The 16,546-nt window shown below is 68.1% G+C and carries 17 protein-coding genes; 9 read left to right on the plus strand and 8 right to left on the minus strand.

All coding sequences use genetic code 11. The features are described 5' to 3' along the window. The 3 genes from cydD (at position 1) to U9J23_RS03765 (ending at position 5,467) form a co-directional block, all read left to right on the plus strand. Positions 1-1,713, plus strand: a complete 1,713-nt coding sequence (gene cydD / locus U9J23_RS03755) for a thiol reductant ABC exporter subunit CydD (RefSeq protein WP_326601465.1) — start codon at positions 1-3, stop codon at positions 1,711-1,713. Continuing rightward, positions 1,710-3,377 (plus strand): thiol reductant ABC exporter subunit CydC, encoded by a 1,668-nt coding sequence (gene cydC / locus U9J23_RS03760; RefSeq protein WP_085469202.1) that lies wholly within the window; start codon positions 1,710-1,712, stop codon positions 3,375-3,377. Before cydD ends, cydC begins: the two co-directional genes overlap by 4 nt. 296 nt (positions 3,378-3,673) lie before the next feature. Next, on the plus strand, positions 3,674-5,467 hold the full coding sequence (locus tag U9J23_RS03765) for a BCCT family transporter (RefSeq protein WP_370684060.1): 1,794 nt from the start codon (positions 3,674-3,676) through the stop codon (positions 5,465-5,467). A 75-nt stretch (positions 5,468-5,542) separates the two neighbouring features. Here the strand turns inward: U9J23_RS03765 and U9J23_RS03770 are convergent, their stop codons facing one another. The 7 genes from U9J23_RS03770 to U9J23_RS03795 all read right to left on the minus strand — a co-directional run bounded on the left by U9J23_RS03770 (position 5,543) and on the right by U9J23_RS03795 (position 9,556). Next, positions 5,543-6,205 (minus strand): FABP family protein, encoded by a 663-nt coding sequence (locus U9J23_RS03770; RefSeq protein ID WP_059384261.1) that lies wholly within the window; start codon positions 6,203-6,205, stop codon positions 5,543-5,545. 184 nt (positions 6,206-6,389) lie between these two features. Beyond that, positions 6,390-6,695, minus strand: a complete 306-nt coding sequence (locus U9J23_RS03775; RefSeq protein WP_272266911.1) for a DUF1416 domain-containing protein — start codon at positions 6,693-6,695, stop codon at positions 6,390-6,392. A 2-nt stretch (positions 6,696-6,697) separates the two neighbouring features. After that, positions 6,698-7,534 carry a sulfurtransferase gene (locus tag U9J23_RS03780; protein ID WP_085469203.1) on the minus strand — a complete coding sequence of 279 codons (837 nt, stop codon included), beginning with the start codon at positions 7,532-7,534 and terminating at the stop codon, positions 6,698-6,700. Positions 7,535-7,639: 105 nt separating this feature from the next. Further along, a complete protein-coding gene (locus U9J23_RS03785; RefSeq protein WP_059384259.1) occupies positions 7,640-8,104 on the minus strand; it encodes a DUF4395 domain-containing protein in 465 nt (154 codons plus the stop codon). 118 nt (positions 8,105-8,222) lie between these two features. Beyond that, on the minus strand, positions 8,223-8,330 hold the full coding sequence (locus U9J23_RS27735; protein WP_367652172.1) for a putative leader peptide: 108 nt from the start codon (positions 8,328-8,330) through the stop codon (positions 8,223-8,225). A gap of 21 nt (positions 8,331-8,351) precedes the next feature. Continuing rightward, the gene (locus U9J23_RS03790) at positions 8,352-8,777 is read right to left on the minus strand and encodes a thioredoxin family protein (protein WP_145709522.1); all 426 of its coding nucleotides are present in this window, start codon (positions 8,775-8,777) and stop codon (positions 8,352-8,354) included. Then, positions 8,774-9,556 carry an LmeA family phospholipid-binding protein gene (locus U9J23_RS03795; protein ID WP_080968406.1) on the minus strand — a complete coding sequence of 261 codons (783 nt, stop codon included), beginning with the start codon at positions 9,554-9,556 and terminating at the stop codon, positions 8,774-8,776. Before U9J23_RS03795 ends, U9J23_RS03790 begins: the two co-directional genes overlap by 4 nt. 165 nt (positions 9,557-9,721) lie before the next feature. Here U9J23_RS03795 and U9J23_RS03800 point away from each other — a divergent pair, with 165 nt between their 5' ends. The 6 genes from U9J23_RS03800 to pstB all read left to right on the plus strand — a co-directional run bounded on the left by U9J23_RS03800 (position 9,722) and on the right by pstB (position 15,736). Then, positions 9,722-10,531: a winged helix-turn-helix transcriptional regulator gene (locus tag U9J23_RS03800; RefSeq protein ID WP_059384257.1), complete on the plus strand. Its 810-nt coding sequence runs from the start codon at positions 9,722-9,724 to the stop codon at positions 10,529-10,531. Then, a complete protein-coding gene (gene mshD, locus U9J23_RS03805; protein ID WP_106200608.1) occupies positions 10,528-11,439 on the plus strand; it encodes a mycothiol synthase in 912 nt (303 codons plus the stop codon). Before U9J23_RS03800 ends, mshD begins: the two co-directional genes overlap by 4 nt. A gap of 279 nt (positions 11,440-11,718) precedes the next feature. Beyond that, positions 11,719-12,843, plus strand: a complete 1,125-nt coding sequence (gene pstS, locus U9J23_RS03810) for a phosphate ABC transporter substrate-binding protein PstS (protein WP_059384255.1) — start codon at positions 11,719-11,721, stop codon at positions 12,841-12,843. 88 nt (positions 12,844-12,931) lie between these two features. Beyond that, positions 12,932-13,987, plus strand: a complete 1,056-nt coding sequence (pstC, locus tag U9J23_RS03815) for a phosphate ABC transporter permease subunit PstC (RefSeq protein WP_059384254.1) — start codon at positions 12,932-12,934, stop codon at positions 13,985-13,987. A 3-nt stretch (positions 13,988-13,990) separates the two neighbouring features. Beyond that, positions 13,991-14,914, plus strand: a complete 924-nt coding sequence (gene pstA / locus U9J23_RS03820) for a phosphate ABC transporter permease PstA (protein ID WP_059384253.1) — start codon at positions 13,991-13,993, stop codon at positions 14,912-14,914. A 45-nt stretch (positions 14,915-14,959) separates the two neighbouring features. Beyond that, positions 14,960-15,736, plus strand: a complete 777-nt coding sequence (gene pstB, locus U9J23_RS03825; RefSeq protein ID WP_059384252.1) for a phosphate ABC transporter ATP-binding protein PstB — start codon at positions 14,960-14,962, stop codon at positions 15,734-15,736. 89 nt (positions 15,737-15,825) lie between these two features. Here pstB and phoU read toward each other — a convergent pair whose 3' ends face one another. Further along, positions 15,826-16,533: a phosphate signaling complex protein PhoU gene (gene phoU, locus U9J23_RS03830; RefSeq protein WP_059384251.1), complete on the minus strand. Its 708-nt coding sequence runs from the start codon at positions 16,531-16,533 to the stop codon at positions 15,826-15,828. Positions 16,534-16,546: the final 13 nt, after the last annotated feature.

The following is a 16,546-nucleotide window of genomic DNA, read 5'->3' on the forward strand; positions in this document are numbered from 1 at the left end:
ATGACGCAGTCCGCCGCCCCCGCCGACGCGCCCGCGCGCCGGCGGGGTCCGGTGGACCCGCGGTTGTGGCGCTACTCGGCCGCAGCCCGCGGATATCTCGTCCTGACCGTGGTCACGTCGGTGGTCGACGTCGTGATGGTCGTCGTCACCGCACTCATGGTCGGACGGGTCCTCGCGGGCGTCATCACCACCGACGCCCGGTCCGTCGGCGACCGGACGACCGAACTGGCGATCCTAGCGGCGGCGATCGTCGTGCGGGTCGCGGTGACGTGGCTGCAGTCGCGGTATGCGCACCGGTCCGCGACCCGCGTGGTCGCCGAACTCGAACACGAGGTCCTCGATTCCGCGGCGAATCTGCCCCCGCGCGAACTCGACCCGCGACGCGACGAGATCGCGGTGGTTCTCACCCGCGGACTCGACGGGCTGAAGGAATATCTCACCGGCTATCTGCCGGCGCTGCTGCTGGCCGTGATCCTCACCCCGGTGACGATCGTCGTGATCGCCCTGCACGACCTCACCTCGGCGGTCATCGTCGTGATCACGCTGCCGCTCATCCCGATCTTCATGATCCTCATCGGCCTGCTCACCAAGGGCAAGGCCGACCGCACCCTGCGCGCGATGACGACACTGTCGTCGCAACTGCTCGACCTCCTCGCGGGTCTTCCCACGCTGCGCGCCCTCGGTCGTGAGAAGGGGCCCGCCGATCGCGTGCGCGAACTCGGCGACGAGCACCGCGCGACCACGATGTCGGCCCTGCGCGTGGCGTTCCTGTCCGGCACGGTCCTCGAATTCCTCGCGACGCTGTCCGTCGCCCTCGTCGCCGTGAGCATCGGCATGCGGCTCGTCTACGGGTCGATGCCCCTCGAGGCCGGCATCATCGCGTTGATCCTCGCGCCCGAGGCCTACCTCCCGCTGCGCACCGTCGGCAACAAGTTCCACGCCGCCGAGGACGGGATGGCGGCAGCCGACAAGGCGTTCGCCGTGCTCGACTCGGTGCCGGACGACGCCTCCTCGCGTCACGCCCCCACGGACGCGATCGGCACCGGCCGGGTCGCGAACTGCGAGATCGCCTTCGACGGCGTCTCCGTGCCCGGCCGCGACGGCTGCGCCCCACACCGGCTCGACGCGATCTGCCGTCCCGGCCGGATCACCGCGTTCACCGGCGCCAACGGGGCCGGCAAATCCACCGCCCTGCTGGCGCTGCTCGGGCTCGCCGAGCCGAGTGAGGGGACCGTCACCGTCGACGGACGTCCCGTCGCGGGCGACGAGAACTGGTGGTCGCAGGTTGCGTGGCTTCCGCAGCGGCCGGTGCTGCTGCCCGGCACGCTCGCCGACAACCTGCGACTCACCGGTGTCGACCCGGAGACCACCGAACTCGACGACGTCTGCGCCGCCACCGGCTTCGACAGCGTGCTCGCCGAACTTCCGGACGGCTGGCGGACCGTCGTGGGGACCGGAGGCACGGGCCTGTCGCTCGGCCAACGTCAGCGACTGGCGCTCACCCGCACCCTCGCCTCCCCGCGCCCGGTCCTGCTGCTCGACGAACCCACGGCCCACCTCGACGAGGACACCGAGGCCACCGTCCTGTCCACGCTGCGCGGGCTCGCCGCGGCCGGCCGCACCGTGGTGGTCGTCGCGCATCGCTCCACCCTGCTCGCCATCGCGGACGAGGTCGTCACCGTCCACGCAGGGCCGACGGAGGTGTCCCGATGAAGGATCTGCGCCGGGCGATGGCCCTGCTCGAACTCGAGCCGCGCCGAGTGCTGCTCGCCGTCCTCGCCGGAGTCGCGACCCTCGGCAGTGCCCTGCTGCTCGCCGGTCTCTCGGCGTGGCTGATCGTGCGGGCATGGGAGATGCCGCCCGTCCTGGACCTGACCGTCGCGGTCGTCGCGGTGCGGGCGCTGGGCATCTCCCGCGGGTTGTTCCGCTACTTCGAACGACTCGCAACGCACGAGACCGCGCTGCGCGGCACCACCTCGGCCCGCGCGAATCTCTACCGGCGACTCGCGGACGGCGACCCGGCCGCCACCCTGGGCCTGGGACGCGGCGACCTGCTCGCGCGCACCGGTGCCGACGTCGACGCTCTCGGCGACGTCGTGGTGCGCGCACTCGTGCCCATCGCCGTCGCGGCCGTGCTCTCCCTCGCGGCGGTCGTGACCCTCACCGTCATCGCTCCCGCCGCCGGCGTGGTCCTCGCCGCGGCGCTGCTCGTCGCCGGACTGCTCGCACCGTGGCTGTCCGCCCGCGCCGCGGCCCGCGCGGACGCCGATGCGAACGCCGCACGGACCCGGTTCACCGAGGACGCGGTCACGGTGCTGGACCACGCGGCGGAACTGCGGGTCGCGGGACGGCTCGACACACTCACCCGGCGGGCCCGCGCCGCGAACGTCGCCTCCGTCCGTGCCACCGACCGCTCTGCGGTCCCCGCGGCGTTCGCCGACGCGGCCGCACCCCTCGCGGTCGGCGCGAGTGTGCTCGGTGCCCTCCTCGTCGGTATCGCCGTCTTCGGCTCCGGTCCGGCGGCCATGAGCCCGACGACACTCGGCATCCTCGTCCTGCTGCCGCTGTCGGCGTTCGAGGCCACCGCCGTCCTCCCGGCAGCCGCGCAGACCCTCAATCGCGCACGCCTGGCGGCCGGTCGCATCACGGAGATGCTCGACCGCGCCGACAGGACGGTGCCGCACGGCACCGAACCGGCCGACGGACCCGGCCGGCTACGTGCGGTGGGTCTGCGAGGCGGATGGCCCGGCGGACCGTCCACTGAACCGGTCGACCTCGACCTGCGGCCGGGCTGTCGCGTCGCGATCGTGGGCGGCAGCGGCAGCGGCAAGACCACCGTGCTCATGACGCTCGCGGGCCTGCTCGCCCCACGCGGAGGCGCAGTGACGCTCGACGATGTCGACCTCGCGGACATCGATCCCGCGGCCCTGCGCCGGAAGATCGGCTTCTTCGCGGAGGACGCCCACCTGTTCGACACGTCGATCCTCGAGAACCTGCGTGTCGCGCGGGGCGACGTGGACGAGGGCGAAGCACTGGCCGCCCTCGGCACCGTGGGGCTGGGGGAGTGGGTGGACGGACTCCCGCAGGGAGTCCACACCGTCCTGGGGGCCGGAGCCCGCACGGTCTCCGGTGGGCAGCGCCGTCGCCTCCTGCTGGCCCGGGCTCTGCTGTCGCCCGCACGGATCCTGCTGCTCGACGAACCCACGGAACATCTCGACGACGAGAGCGCCGACCTGATGCAGCGACTCCTCCTGGACCGCGACGCACGCTTGGTCGGCCCCGAGCGCACCGTCGTGGTGGTCACCCACCGTCTGCCCGCGGATACCGCCGCCGACCTGGTCGTTCGCGTCGAGAAAAATGCGTTGCCCGCCTCGTGAACGAAGCGTAGTTTCGCTGGTACACGAGGAAGGAGGTGGTCTGGAAGTGATTGATATTCGGACGCGTGAGGTGGCTACCCGCTAGCTGCTTGCCGACGACGGAATTCACCGACCGCGCGCGGCTGGCGAATCCCAGGTAGTCACCCGGCCCCCGAGTCCCCGGTCCGTCCGATCGGGACCGCCGACTGCGGAGCGATCCGTGCGGTGGTGCGGCTCGGGGGCTGTTCGCATTTCGGGCAAGATCGGCGTTTCGGGTGTGCAAGTTCGTCCGTTTTGGGTACACCGGTTTGGTGCCGATACTTCAAAAAGCTCACGATTCGTTAAGATTGCGCACGTCACCGGGGGTTTTCTTCTCTTCTGCGCTCATCGCGCTGCTCTTCGTCGTACTCACGATCCTGTTCACCGACGGCGTCGATTCGATCTTCAGTACCGCGTCCAACTGGATCATGACGAACCTCGGATGGTTCTACATCCTGGGCGTCACGACCTTCCTGCTCTTCCTCGTCGGAATCGCCTTCACTCATTACGGTCGGGTCCGGCTCGGCGGTGACGACGAGCGACCCGAGCACTCGACTCTGGCGTGGTTCGCCATGTTGTTCGCCGCCGGTATCGGCACGATCCTCATGTTCTGGGGTGTCGCCGAGCCGATCTCCCACTTCGCGAACCCGCCCATGCAGGACGTCGAGCCGGAGTCCGTGGAGGCCGCGGAAGAGGCCATGGGCTTCGCGCTCTACCACTTCGGACTGCACACCTGGACGATCTTCGCCCTGCCCGGCCTGGGCTTCGGTTACTTCATCTACAAGCGGCACCTGCCGCCGCGCGTCAGCTCGATCTTCGCGCCCCTGCTCGGGGGCCGCATCTACGGCCCGATCGGCAAGACCATCGACGTCGTCGCGATCATCGGCACGGTTTTCGGTGTCGCGACCTCGGTCGGCCTGGGCACCCTGCAGATCAACGCCGGTCTCGCGCAGCTGTTCGACATCCAGGAATCCGGGGTCGTCCAGATCGCCCTCATCGCGCTCGTGACGGTGATGGCCGGCATCTCGGTCGCCCTCGGTCTCGACAAGGGCATCAAACGCCTGTCGAACATCAACATCGGCATGGCCGTCATGCTGCTGGTCTTCGTGGTCGTCACCGGACCGAGTCTGTTCCTGCTCAAGGGCATGATCGAGTCTGCCGGGATCTACGCCGAGGCCCTGCCGCGTCTGGCGTTCTGGAACGACACCTTCGCCGACTCGGGCTGGCAGAACACTTGGACCGTCTTCTACTGGGCGTGGACCATCACCTGGTCGCCCTTCGTCGGTATCTTCATCGCTCGCATCTCGCGAGGCCGCACCATCCGCGAGTTCGTCGGCGGTGTCCTCGGTCTGCCCGTGCTGTTCTCGGTGATCTGGTTCAGCATCTTCGGGATGGGCTCGTTCCACATCGAGCTCGAGGGCGAGGGTGGACTCGTCGAACGTGTCGTGGACGCCGGCGACATCCCGGGTGCCTTGTTCGAGTTCCTCGGCAACTTCCCGCTCACCGGCCTGGTGTCCGGCATCGCGATCATCCTGGTGGTGATCTTCTTCGTCACCTCGGTGGACTCGACGTCGATGGTGCTCGACATGATGGCCTCCGGGCACGAGGAGAAGGCGCCCATCCACCAGCGCCTGTTCTGGGCGGTGCTCATGGGCCTGGTCGCAGCGACCATGCTCGTCGCTACCGGTAAGGACGGGCTCGACGCCCTGCAACAGGTCATCACCGTGGTGGGCCTGCCGTTCTTCGTGATGGGCTTCATCATGATGTACAGCCTGGTACGCGGCATCCGCGAGGACCTAGGCGAGCGGCCGGAACCGGTCACCCGCCAGTGGCCCGAGGTGCGATCGGCCGAGGAACTCGAGGCGGCCGAGGAACTGCCCGCTCCCGAGGTCGTCGTCCAGACCAGGGCCATCCCCGACGAGAACGAGAACGAGAACGCCGCCGAGGATGCCGAAGACGTCGGCGTCCACCGGGTCCATGCCGGCGAACCCGATGCGCTCCGTGCACGAGGCGACGGTGAGCATGCCGACAAGAAGAGCACCACCGGCACGACGGTCGTCGAGGAGAACTGAGAAAAACGGTCCGGGTCTGTTCCTCCACAGGGGAACAGACCTGGACCGTTCGAATCTCGGAAGAAAGAGGCTCGGTCAGCCGATGTGGCGTGACAGACGGGCAGACATCCGGGGCTTCAGTTCGCCGTCGGCGGTGACGCGCTCCTCGACGTAGGCGAGGTCGCCGCCGTCGACGATGCCGTAGAGGCGCTTGGCGCCACCGACGACCTCACCGGACTTGGTGCGGATCACGACGTCGGTCGCGAGCTCCCACGAGGACTGGGTGAGTGCGGTGCCGTAGTACAGCTCGACGACGCCGGAGCTGTGCGTCAGCAGCAGTTCGAGCGTCTCGGGATCGTCGCTGTCGGGCGCGCCCGTTCCGGACACGCGCCAGAAGCCGCTCTCGCGCCGATCCTCGCCCACGTATTCACCCGAGTCGTCGAGACGCCACGTGCGCGACTCCCACACCAGATACGCGCCGCCGTTGTGCGCGACGGTGATCTGCTGACCGAACGGATAGTCGCCGGTCTCGGGATCGTTGGCCTCACCCTCGCCGCGCCACACACCGACCAAGGGAAGGACGGCGAGCAGGGCAGGACTCAGGTCGGGGCCGAGCCGCAGGTTCGCGGTGTCCTCGGCGCCCGGCAGCCCGGCCAGGACGGGAAGGTTCAGCTCGGCGGTGACGCGAGCGCGCTCGGCGGCCCGGGCTATCGCCTCGTCGCCGCTACGCCGCTGGGCGTCCGATCCGTCGTTCGTCACGATCCGTCGGAGACCACGCGGTAGATGGTGTACAGCGCGAACCAGGTGATGAGGAGCGCCGCGGCGACCAGCAGAATTTCGAAGAAGATGACCACGCGGTCATTCTAGACAACGTCTTTTCGGGTACGACGAAGGGCTCCGCTCCTGATGGAGCAGAGCCCTTCGACGAGGTGTTCCGGCCGGATTACTTCGCGACCGTCACGTCCACGTTGTGCACGCCGGGAGCGGTGGGGCTCACGGTGGAGGTGCCGTTGCCGGAGCTCGACAGGGCGCGGATCTTCCAGTCGCCGGGGGCGGCGAAGAAACGGAAGTCGCCGGTCGCGGAGGCGACGACCTCGGCGGTGAACTCGTCGGTGCCGTCGAGCAGGCGCACGAAGGCACCGCCCACGGGCTCACCGTGGGCGTTCAGGACACGGCCGGTGATGACCGTCTCCTTCTCGGTGTCGACGCCGGCGGGCAGGGTCTGGGTCTGGACAGGGGCTCCGCACATGATCAGTTGACCTCCAGTTCGATGGGTGCACCGACGAGCGAGCCGTACTCGACCCAGCTGCCGTCGTAGTTCTTGACGTTCTTCTTGCCGAGGATCTCCTGGAGCACGAACCAGGTGTGGCTCGAGCGCTCACCGATACGGCAGTAGGCGATGGTCTCCTTGCTGTCGTCGAAGCCCTTCTCGGCGTACAGCTTCTCGAGGTCCTCGTCCGACTTGAAGGTGCCGTCCTCGTTGGCGGTGGTGCTCCACGGGATGTTGATGGCACCGGGGACGTGGCCGCGCTGCTGCGCCTGCTCCTGCGGCAGGTGCGCCGGGGCGAGGATCTTGCCGGAGAACTCGTCGGGCGAACGCACGTCGACGATGTTCTTGGTGCCGATCGATTCGATGACCTCGTCGCGGAAGGCGCGGATGGAGTAGTCGGGCTCGGCGGCCTTGTACTCGGTGGCCGGACGGGTGACCTCGTCCTTCGACAGCGGACGGCCGTCGAGCTCCCACTTCTTGCGGCCGCCGTCGATGAGCTTGACGTCCTGGTGGCCGTAGAGCTTGAAGTACCAGTAGGCGTAGGCGGCGAACCAGTTGTTGTTGCCGCCGTAGAGCACGACCGTGTCGTCGTTGGCGATGCCCTTGCGCGAGAGGAGCTCGGAGAACTGCTCACGGTTCAGGAAGTCGCGGCGGACGGCGTCCTGCAGGTCCTTGCGCCAGTCGAGCTTGACGGCACCTTCGATGTGGCCGCCGTCGTAGGCGGAGGTGTCCTCGTCGACCTCGACGAAGACGGTCTTCGGCGCATTGAGGTTCTGCTCTGCCCAGTCGGCGGAGACCAGGACGTCGGAGCGAGCCATGGGTGTTCCTTTCGGTGAGGGAATCCGGGAGGTTTCCGTGACCGGAACCCGTGCGAGGGTCCGTGCCAGGGTGAGGTGTGGGATGTCGAGTTCGGTGACCGCCGGTCAGGCGGGCACGCGACGCATTCGAGCGACCAGCGGGTAGATCCGGCAGCCGAGACACACGCCGAAGGCGGCGTTGAGCAGCGCCGCGAACAGCGCGAAGCCTGCGGCCACCGAGCCCACGACGATCGCGCCGGCGAAGAACGCGACCGTTCCGACGAGGGCGAAGACGAATCCGACGAGCTGCGCGAACCGCAGCGGCTCCACCGGCTCGGTCTCGATCGGAGCACCGAGGCGGGGAGCGACGAACCTCGCGAACAGCGCACCGTACGGGCTGCGTCGCGGGCCGAGTGCCGCTCCGAGAGCGAACACGATCGTCTGCAGGGCCAGGATCACGGCCGCTGCGACGGGAGAGAAGGTGGCGACGACCAGGGCGAGGACGAGGACGCCGGTGGTGATCCACGCCGCGAAACGCGGGCCACGGACGTCGACCTGCCGACCGGACGTGCGGGGAGTGGATACGGACATGGGGAATCTCCTGCTGGATTCTGATTCGCTGGGCGGAGGGTGTTCAAACGACCGCGGGGCGACGCATCGGTTCGGCGGCATCGATGCCGCAGGGGTCGGGACGAACCCGTCGATACGTTCAGCAGGGACAACAACAGCCACCGAGGCGGCACAGATCGACTGCGCGGCGTCGGGTGAGCATCAGCTCGTGGCGGTTCTGCACGCGAGGGAGTTTAACGCACGTCACCTCGGGGGTGGACCCCCGGGATCACAACGACGACAGGGCTGTGCGCAGGTCGTCGGCGGACGGAACGCCGGACGCGCGGAACCGTTCGCGCCCCTCGCCGTCGAAGACGAAGGTGGTGGGCAGCGACAGCACTCCGAGTTTCCGTGCCAGGACGGGATTTTCGTCGAGATCCAGCTCGACCTCGCGTGCCCGACCAGGATCGCGGTCGAGAACCTGCACGACGACGCGTCGCACGGCCGCGCACGGGCCGCACCACGGCGCGGAGAAATGCAGGACCACCGGTATGCCGTCGCCGACACCCGCCGTGGCCAGTGCGGGATGGAGTTCGTGGGTGCCCACCGAGGCGTCGTCGCCGGTGGTGCGGAGCTTGCCGGAACGGGTGCGCAGGGCCGTTCCCACCGCCAGTGTGGCGACTATCACGACCATGAGGACGATCACTGCGATCATGCGGGCGTCTGCACTTCCTGGAGATCGATGACGGCGTCACGGGCCTCGCCCTCGATGACTATCCGCGAACCCCGCGCCTCGACGAAGGTGGGGCGGACGCCGAAGGGCAGATTCTGCGGCTCGATCGTCGTCGTGAACAGTCCGAGTACCGCCGGCTTCAGGACGTCGGGAACCGAGAAGTCGGCGCGTCCCTCGGGGCCGAAGTAGAGATCCGACGCGACGATGTGGACGCGGTCGCCGTCGAGCACCAGATCGGCCTGCACGCTGACCGTCGCCTCCACCGGCCCGACGGGCACCGTTCCCGTGAGGACGACCCCGCCGGCGGTCGTCGGCCCGGAGCCGCCGGACCCTCCCGTGCCGTCGGACTTGCTCGCCGGGGGAGCGGAAACCTGCAGGTCGGGGATGCCGTAGAGCTGTCCGAGCTCGGTGGCGTCGAGCATGACGCGGCCGTACAGCAGGTCGACGGGGACCGACCGGATCGACCCGTCGAGCAGCTCACCGGCCTCGGCGTGCGCACCGATCAGATTGGCCTCGACCGTGATGTCCCCGAGCAGATCGGTGTGGACGTTGTCGGCCACGATCTCGACGTTCTCGTAGTGACCGTCGCGGGCCTGCAGGAGGAAGGGGAAGCCGTGGATGGTCACCGCCGGATCGGACTCGAGAACGCCACCCTCCCGCAACGCACGCGAGACGCGGTATTCCGACCACGCCGCCGCGCCGAAGTCGGCGAGGACCGCGAGTCCGAGCAGGACTACGAGACCGAAGATCAGTTTGCGCACGCCCACCATTGTGTCGGACGCGCCGTCGGTCGGACCGCGCCCGTCCGCTCCGATGCCGTCCACGGAATTCTCGTGCTTACATAGCGGTAACAATCGGGGCGTTACTCTGTTGCACGACGTTTACGACCCTTATCCGCGCTGGTCGCGCGAAGAACTGGAGGCCCAGTGGAGCTGCTCCTTCTGACCTCCGACCCGAATCCGGATGCGGTCCTGCCGTCCTTGGCGCTGCTCCCGCATTCGGTCAGGCCGGCTCCTACAGAAGTATCGTCGCTGCTCGAAGCAGGTTCGGCGGATATCGCCATCGTCGATGCCCGCTCCGATCTCGCGGCCGCGCGAGGACTGTGTCGACTGCTCGGCAGCACCGGGTCGGCAGTGCCCGTCGTCGCCGTGCTCACCGAAGGCGGACTCGTGGCCGTCAACCCCGAATGGGGACTCGACGACATCCTGCTGTCCAGCACCGGACCGGCCGAGCTCGACGCGCGCCTGCGCCTGCTCATGGGCCGCTCGGGTGTCGCGGTGGGGCCGGAGAACACCGGCAAGATCACCCTCGGGGAACTCACGATCGACGAGGGCACCTACACCGCCCGCCTGCGCGGACGTCCCCTCGACCTCACCTACAAGGAGTTCGAACTCCTCAAGTACCTCGCCCAGCACGCCGGCCGGGTGTTCACCCGCGCCCAGCTGCTGCAGGAGGTCTGGGGTTACGACTTCTTCGGTGGTACCCGCACCGTCGACGTCCACGTCCGACGCCTGCGCGCGAAGCTCGGCCCCGAGCACGAAGCACTCATCGGAACGGTCCGCAACGTCGGTTACAAGGCCGTGCGTCCCTCCAACCGCGTGGGCAAGGGTGGCAATGCCACTCCCGATGTCGACGACGACGATGTGGACGACGCACTCCTCGACGACCCTCGTGCGGAGGATTCCGGCACGGGTGACCCGGGCGCAGGGGAGTCCGGGGCACAATTCGTTCCGTGAGCACCGATACGGAATTCGTCGACCACCCGTCCGCCGACCACGCCGAAGCCGTACGCGCCGTGTTGTCGCGGGCGACGCAGACCGACGGCACCGCGCCGATCTCCGAACAGGCGGTGCACTCCCTCGGACGCGAGGGTGCGGCCCGGCATCTCGTCGCGTTCGGAGACGACGGTGAGGTTGCGGGTTACGCGAACGTCGTGCCTGCTCAGGATGGTCATCCGGCAATGGCCGAAGTCGTCGTCGACCCGCCGCGGCGCGGGCACGGACTCGGTCGCGAACTCGTCGATCGTGCACTCACCGAAGGTGGCGACGGCACCCGCGTGTGGGCGCACGGCGACCTGCCCGCCGCGCAGGCGGTCGCGCGCCGTCTCGGCCTGACCGGTGTCCGTGAACTCCTCCAGTTGCGTCGTTCCCTCGAACAGGACGATCTTCCCGCCCTCGAGGTCCCCGACTCGGTGCTGCTGCGCACCTACGGCGGCCCGCAGGACGACGCCGAGCTGCTCCGCGTCAACGCCGCGGCCTTCGAGTGGCACCCCGAGCAGGGTCGTTGGACGGCCGCCGACGTGGAGGAACGCCGCCGCGAGTCCTGGTTCGATCCCGAAGGCCTGTTCCTTGCATTCGATCCCGCCGAGCCCGAGAAGTTGCTCGGATTCCACTGGACCAAGGTGCACCCGGCCACGGCGTCCGACCCGCAGCTCGGCGAAGTCTACGTCGTGGGTATCGACCCCTCCGCGCAGGGCCGCGGACTCGGTCGCCTGCTCACCCTCGCGGGCCTGCACTACCTGCGCGATCGGGGTCTGCCCGGTGTCCTGCTCTACGTCGAGGGCGACAACACCGCGGCGTTGAACACCTACGGCAAGCTCGGCTTCGAGCGGTTCCACGTGGACGTCGCCTACGCCCGGGCCTGAACACCTGCGATCGCCGGGTGGACGAACCGCGTGAGGGGTGCACCCTGCCATCCGACACGTCGATCGCGGTCAGGATTCGAGTGATGGTCGCAACACCATCGCCAGGTGTATCCGGCGTGTTCATCCGCCGTTAACCTTCGGTCGTCCGAGCGTCCACCGTCTCCTCCTAACTTCACTAGCGGGTCGAGTACTGCAGACCCGGCGCCGGGCGTCGCCCGCGCCACGAGGCCGCCGCCGTCCGCGCGGCGGTCGTGTGAAGTACTTCTCGGAGGAGAACAGGTGAACTTCAAGCGCAACGGCGCCCTGCTCGGCGTGGTGACCGCCGCAGCTCTCACACTCTCGGCGTGCGGTACCGACGACAATTCCGGCTCGGTCGACGTCGACGCGTCCGCCTCCGCCGCGACATGCGACGGCAAGTCCACCCTGTCGGGTGCGGGCTCCTCGGCCCAGAAGAACGCGATGGACCAGTTCGTCTCCACCTACATCGCGGTGTGCTCCGAGAAGGGCACGAACGTCAACGTCGCGTACAACCCCACCGGCTCCGGTGACGGCCGCACGCAGTTCATCGCGAACCAGATCGACTTCGCCGGCTCCGACTCGGCCATCGAGGACGAGCAGGCGGCACAGGCCGCCGAGCGTTGCGCCGGCAATCCCGCATGGAACCTGCCGCTGGTTTTCGGCCCGGTGGCCCTGGCCTACAACGTCGAGGGTGTCGGCGATCTCGTGCTGGACGCCGAGACGGCCGCGAAGATCTTCAACGGCTCGATCACGAAGTGGAACGACCCGGCCATCGCCGCACTCAACGAGGGTGCCCCGCTGCCCGACGCGGACATCACCCCGATCGTGCGTTCGGACTCGTCGGGCACCACCGACAACTTCCAGCAGTACCTCGAGACCGCGTCGAACGGCGCCTGGACCTCGGGTGCCGGTTCGGACTTCACCGGCGGGGTCGGTGAGGGCGCGAAGGGATCCGCGGGTGTCGCGCAGGCCGTCGCCGGCTCGCCGAACTCCATCACCTACGTCGAGAAGTCCTTCGCCGACCAGAACAACCTGAGCATCGCGAAGATCGACAACGGCTCCGGCCCCGTCGAGCTGACCGAGGAGACCGCAGGTAAGGCCATCGAGGGTGCCGAGTTCGTCCCGGCCTCCGAAGGCGATCTCACGCTCGACCTGTCGTCGATCTTCGGCAGTTCCGAGGAGGGTGCCTACCCGCTGGTGCTGGCCACCTACGAGATCGTGTGCTCGGGCGGCTACGACGCCGACACCGCCGCGGCCGTCAAGTCGTTCCTGATCTCCGCCGCCAACGAGGGTCAGGAAGGCCTGTCCGAGCAGGGCTACGTCCCGCTGCCGGACGCCTTCAAGACCCGCCTCACCGAGTCGATCGACGCCATCGCCGCCGGATGACCCGCCGATCCCTCGGCCGGGTGAGTGACCGAGGGATCATCGACCCGCCCGTTCCTGACGAATACGCTGAGAAGGATTGCGAGCGCACATGAGTGACGCGCACAACACGTCGGTCTCCATCGCGGCCGACGAACCGACCCGCTCAGGAACGGGCGGTGCAACCGGCATCACGGAGGACACGATCAGCACCCCACCCCCATCCCCGGACCGGGCACGCAAGACCGTCGTGCGGCCGGGAGACAGAATCTTCGGCTCCCTGGCATCCGGCTCCGCCGTCCTGATCTCCGTGATCATCGGCGCGATCGCAGTCTTCCTCGTCTGGCGCGCCGTCCCGGCACTGCAACGCAACCAGGTCAACTTCCTCACCAGCCGTGAATGGATCACGCAGGACATCACCGACATGGCGTTCGGTGTCCTCGACCTGTTCCAGGTGACGGTGCTCGTCTCCTTCTTCGCGCTGTTCCTCGCCATGCCCGTCGCGCTGGGCATCGCGATCTTCCTCACCTCGTACTCGCCCGATCGGCTCCGGAAACCGCTGGCGTACGTCATCGACCTGCTCGCCGCGGTCCCGTCGATCGTCTACGGCCTGTGGGGCATGCTCGTCCTCGCCCCGTTCCTGCGCCCCGTCGCGGAATGGCTCAACACCAACCTCGCCTGGTTCCCGCTCTTCGCCACCGGCAGCGGCTCCATCGTGGGCGGCGGAACGATCTTCACCGCCGGCATCGTCCTCGCCGTGATGATCCTGCCGACCATCGCCGCGGTCAGCCGCGAAGTGTTCGTGCAGACCCCGACGGCCCACATCGAGGGTGCGCTCGCCCTCGGCGCGACCCGCTGGGAGGTCGTCCGGACCACCGTCATCCCGTTCGGCAAGTCCGGCTACATCAGCGGTTCGATGCTCGGTCTCGGCCGCGCGCTCGGCGAGACGATGGCGCTGTACCTCATCCTGCGCACCACCTCGCAGGCGTTCTCCTGGTCGCTGTTCGACGGTGGCGCGACGATCGCGTCCAAGATCGCGCTGGGATACGCCGAGTTCAACAACGACATCCAGGCGGGCGCCTACATCGCCGCCGGTCTCGTGCTCTTCGTGCTCACCTTCGTGGTCAACGCCGCCGCGCGCATGATCGTCGCAGGAAAGAAGGACTGATCCATGTCGACCACCTCCACGTCGACCACCGCGCTCTCCTCGCCGGTCAAGCCCCCGGCCTTCCAGCGGGTCAGCGGACGTCGCCGCGTCAAGGACACCGCAGCCACGGTGCTCGTCACCCTGTCGGTCGTCGTCGCGCTGATCCCCCTGGCCTGGGTGCTGTTCACCGTCGTCGCCAAGGGCCTGCCCGCCCTGATCTCACCGACCTGGTTCACGCACTCCCTGAGCGGACTGACGGCGTCGTCGACCGGCGGTGGCATCTACCACGCCCTCGTCGGCACCCTCCTGCAGGGACTCGTCTGCGCGGTCATCTCCATCCCGCTCGGTGTCTTCGTCGCGATCTATCTCGTCGAGTACGCCGGCAGGTCGCGGCTCGGTCGGATCACCACGTTCATGGTGGACATCCTCAGCGGTGTCCCGTCGATCGTTGCGGCGCTGTTCATCTACGCGTTGTGGGTGTCGACCTTCGGGATGCCCAAGTCGGGCTTCGCGGTGGCGCTCGCGCTCGTGCTGCTCATGGTGCCGGTGGTCGTCCGCAGCACCGAGGAGATGCTGCGAATCGTCCCGCAGGATCTGCGCGAAGCGTCCTACGCACTCGGTGTCCCCAAGTGGAAGACCATCGCGCGCATCGTGCTGCCCACCTCGCTCGCCGGCATCATCACCGGCATCATGCTCGCACTGGCCCGCGTCATGGGCGAGACGGCGCCGCTGCTGATCCTCGTCGGCTACGCGCCCTTCATCAATTTCGACCTGTTCGGAGGTGAGCAGGGCACCCTCCCGGGTGTCATGGTCGCCGAGATGAACAACCCGACCGACGCCGGTTCGCAGCGCATCTGGGGCGCCGCGCTCACCCTGATCCTGGTCATCGCGGTCCTCAACATCGCGGCCAAGCTGATCAGCCGGTACTCGCAGGTCGGCAAGAAATAACCCACAGACCTCTTCTCACATCGATACACCAGTAGGGAGCCGGTAATGGCCAAGCGTCTGGATCTCAAGGACGTCAACATCTACTACGGCAAGTTCCACGCCGTGGCCGACGTGACGCTGTCCGTGCCGCCGCGGAACGTCACCGCCTTCATCGGCCCGTCCGGTTGCGGCAAGTCCACCGTGCTCCGGTCGATCAACCGCATGCACGAGGTGACGCCCGGCGCCCGTGTCGAGGGATCCATCCTCCTCGACGGCGAGGACATCTACGATCCGAACGTCGACCCGGTCGGTGTGCGCAAGACGATCGGCATGGTCTTCCAGCGTCCCAACCCGTTCCCCACGATGTCGATCCGCGACAACGTCGTCGCCGGCCTGAAGCTGCAGGGCGTGCGCGACCGCAGGACCCTCGACGAGATCGCCGAGAAGTCGCTGCGCGGCGCCAACCTGTGGAACGAGGTCAAGGACCGCCTCGACAAGCCGGGCGGTGGCCTGTCCGGTGGCCAGCAGCAGCGTCTGTGCATCGCGCGTGCCATCGCGGTCCAGCCCGACGTGCTGCTCATGGACGAGCCGTGTTCGGCTCTCGACCCGATCTCGACGCTGGCCATCGAAGACCTGATCGGTGAGCTGAAGAGGGACTTCACCATCGTCATCGTCACGCACAACATGCAGCAGGCCGCGCGCGTGAGCGACCAGACGGCGTTCTTCAACCTCGAGGCGACCGGCCGCCCGGGTGGTCTGGTGGAGATCGACGACACCGAGAAGATCTTCTCGAATCCGAGCCGGAAGGCCACCGAGGACTACATCTCGGGCCGTTTCGGCTGAGTCTTCACCACATACACGAGGCCCCGACCGGATCCGTCCGGTCGGGGCCTCGTCGTTCGGGTACTTACCGAGCCCGGTACTTCCTGGACTCAGTGGTTCTCCGGGTAGACGGTCAGGCTGTCCACCTTCTCCACGAGCTGACGGATCTCCTCCTCGGTGGGGAGCTTGCCCGTCACGAGGAAGATGACGCGGCGGCCCACCTCGACGGCGTGATCGGCGAACCGCTCGTAGAAGCGGCCGAGCAGGGTGACGTCGACGGCGGCCGCGACCCCGTGGTCCCACTCGCGGTCCATGAGCACGGTGAACAGGTGACGGTGCAGGTCGTCCATCGCCTCGTCCTCGTGGTGGAGGCGGGCGGCCCGGGCAGGATCACGGGTCTCGAGGATCTCGCGTGTGGCAGCGCCGAGGGCCACCGCGATCCGTCCCATCTCGGCGAAGTAACCCTTCACCTCGTCGGGAAGCACGTGCTTGGGATGGCGTCGGCGGGTCGCCTTCGCGATGTGCAGTGCGAGCGCACCCATGCGGTCGATGTCGGCCACGATCTGGATGCCGCTGACGACGGCACGCAGATCGCCGGCGACCGGACCTTGAAGGGCGAGCAGCTGGAACGCCTTCTCCTCGCAGATCGCGCCGAGATCGGTGATCTTCTCGTGCTCGTCGATCACCTGCTCGGCGAGAGCGAGATCGGCTTCGAGAAGAGCTCTGGTGGACCGCTCCATCGCGGTCCCGGCGAGCCCGGCCATCTCCCCGAGGAGATCACCGAGTTCGCCCATCTGTTCGTTGTAGACGACGCGCATAATGGCACAGCCT

Origin of the sequence: Rhodococcus sp. PD04 (genome assembly GCF_035918275.1) — a bacterium.
Lineage (GTDB): Bacteria > Actinomycetota > Actinomycetes > Mycobacteriales > Mycobacteriaceae > Rhodococcus > Rhodococcus rhodochrous.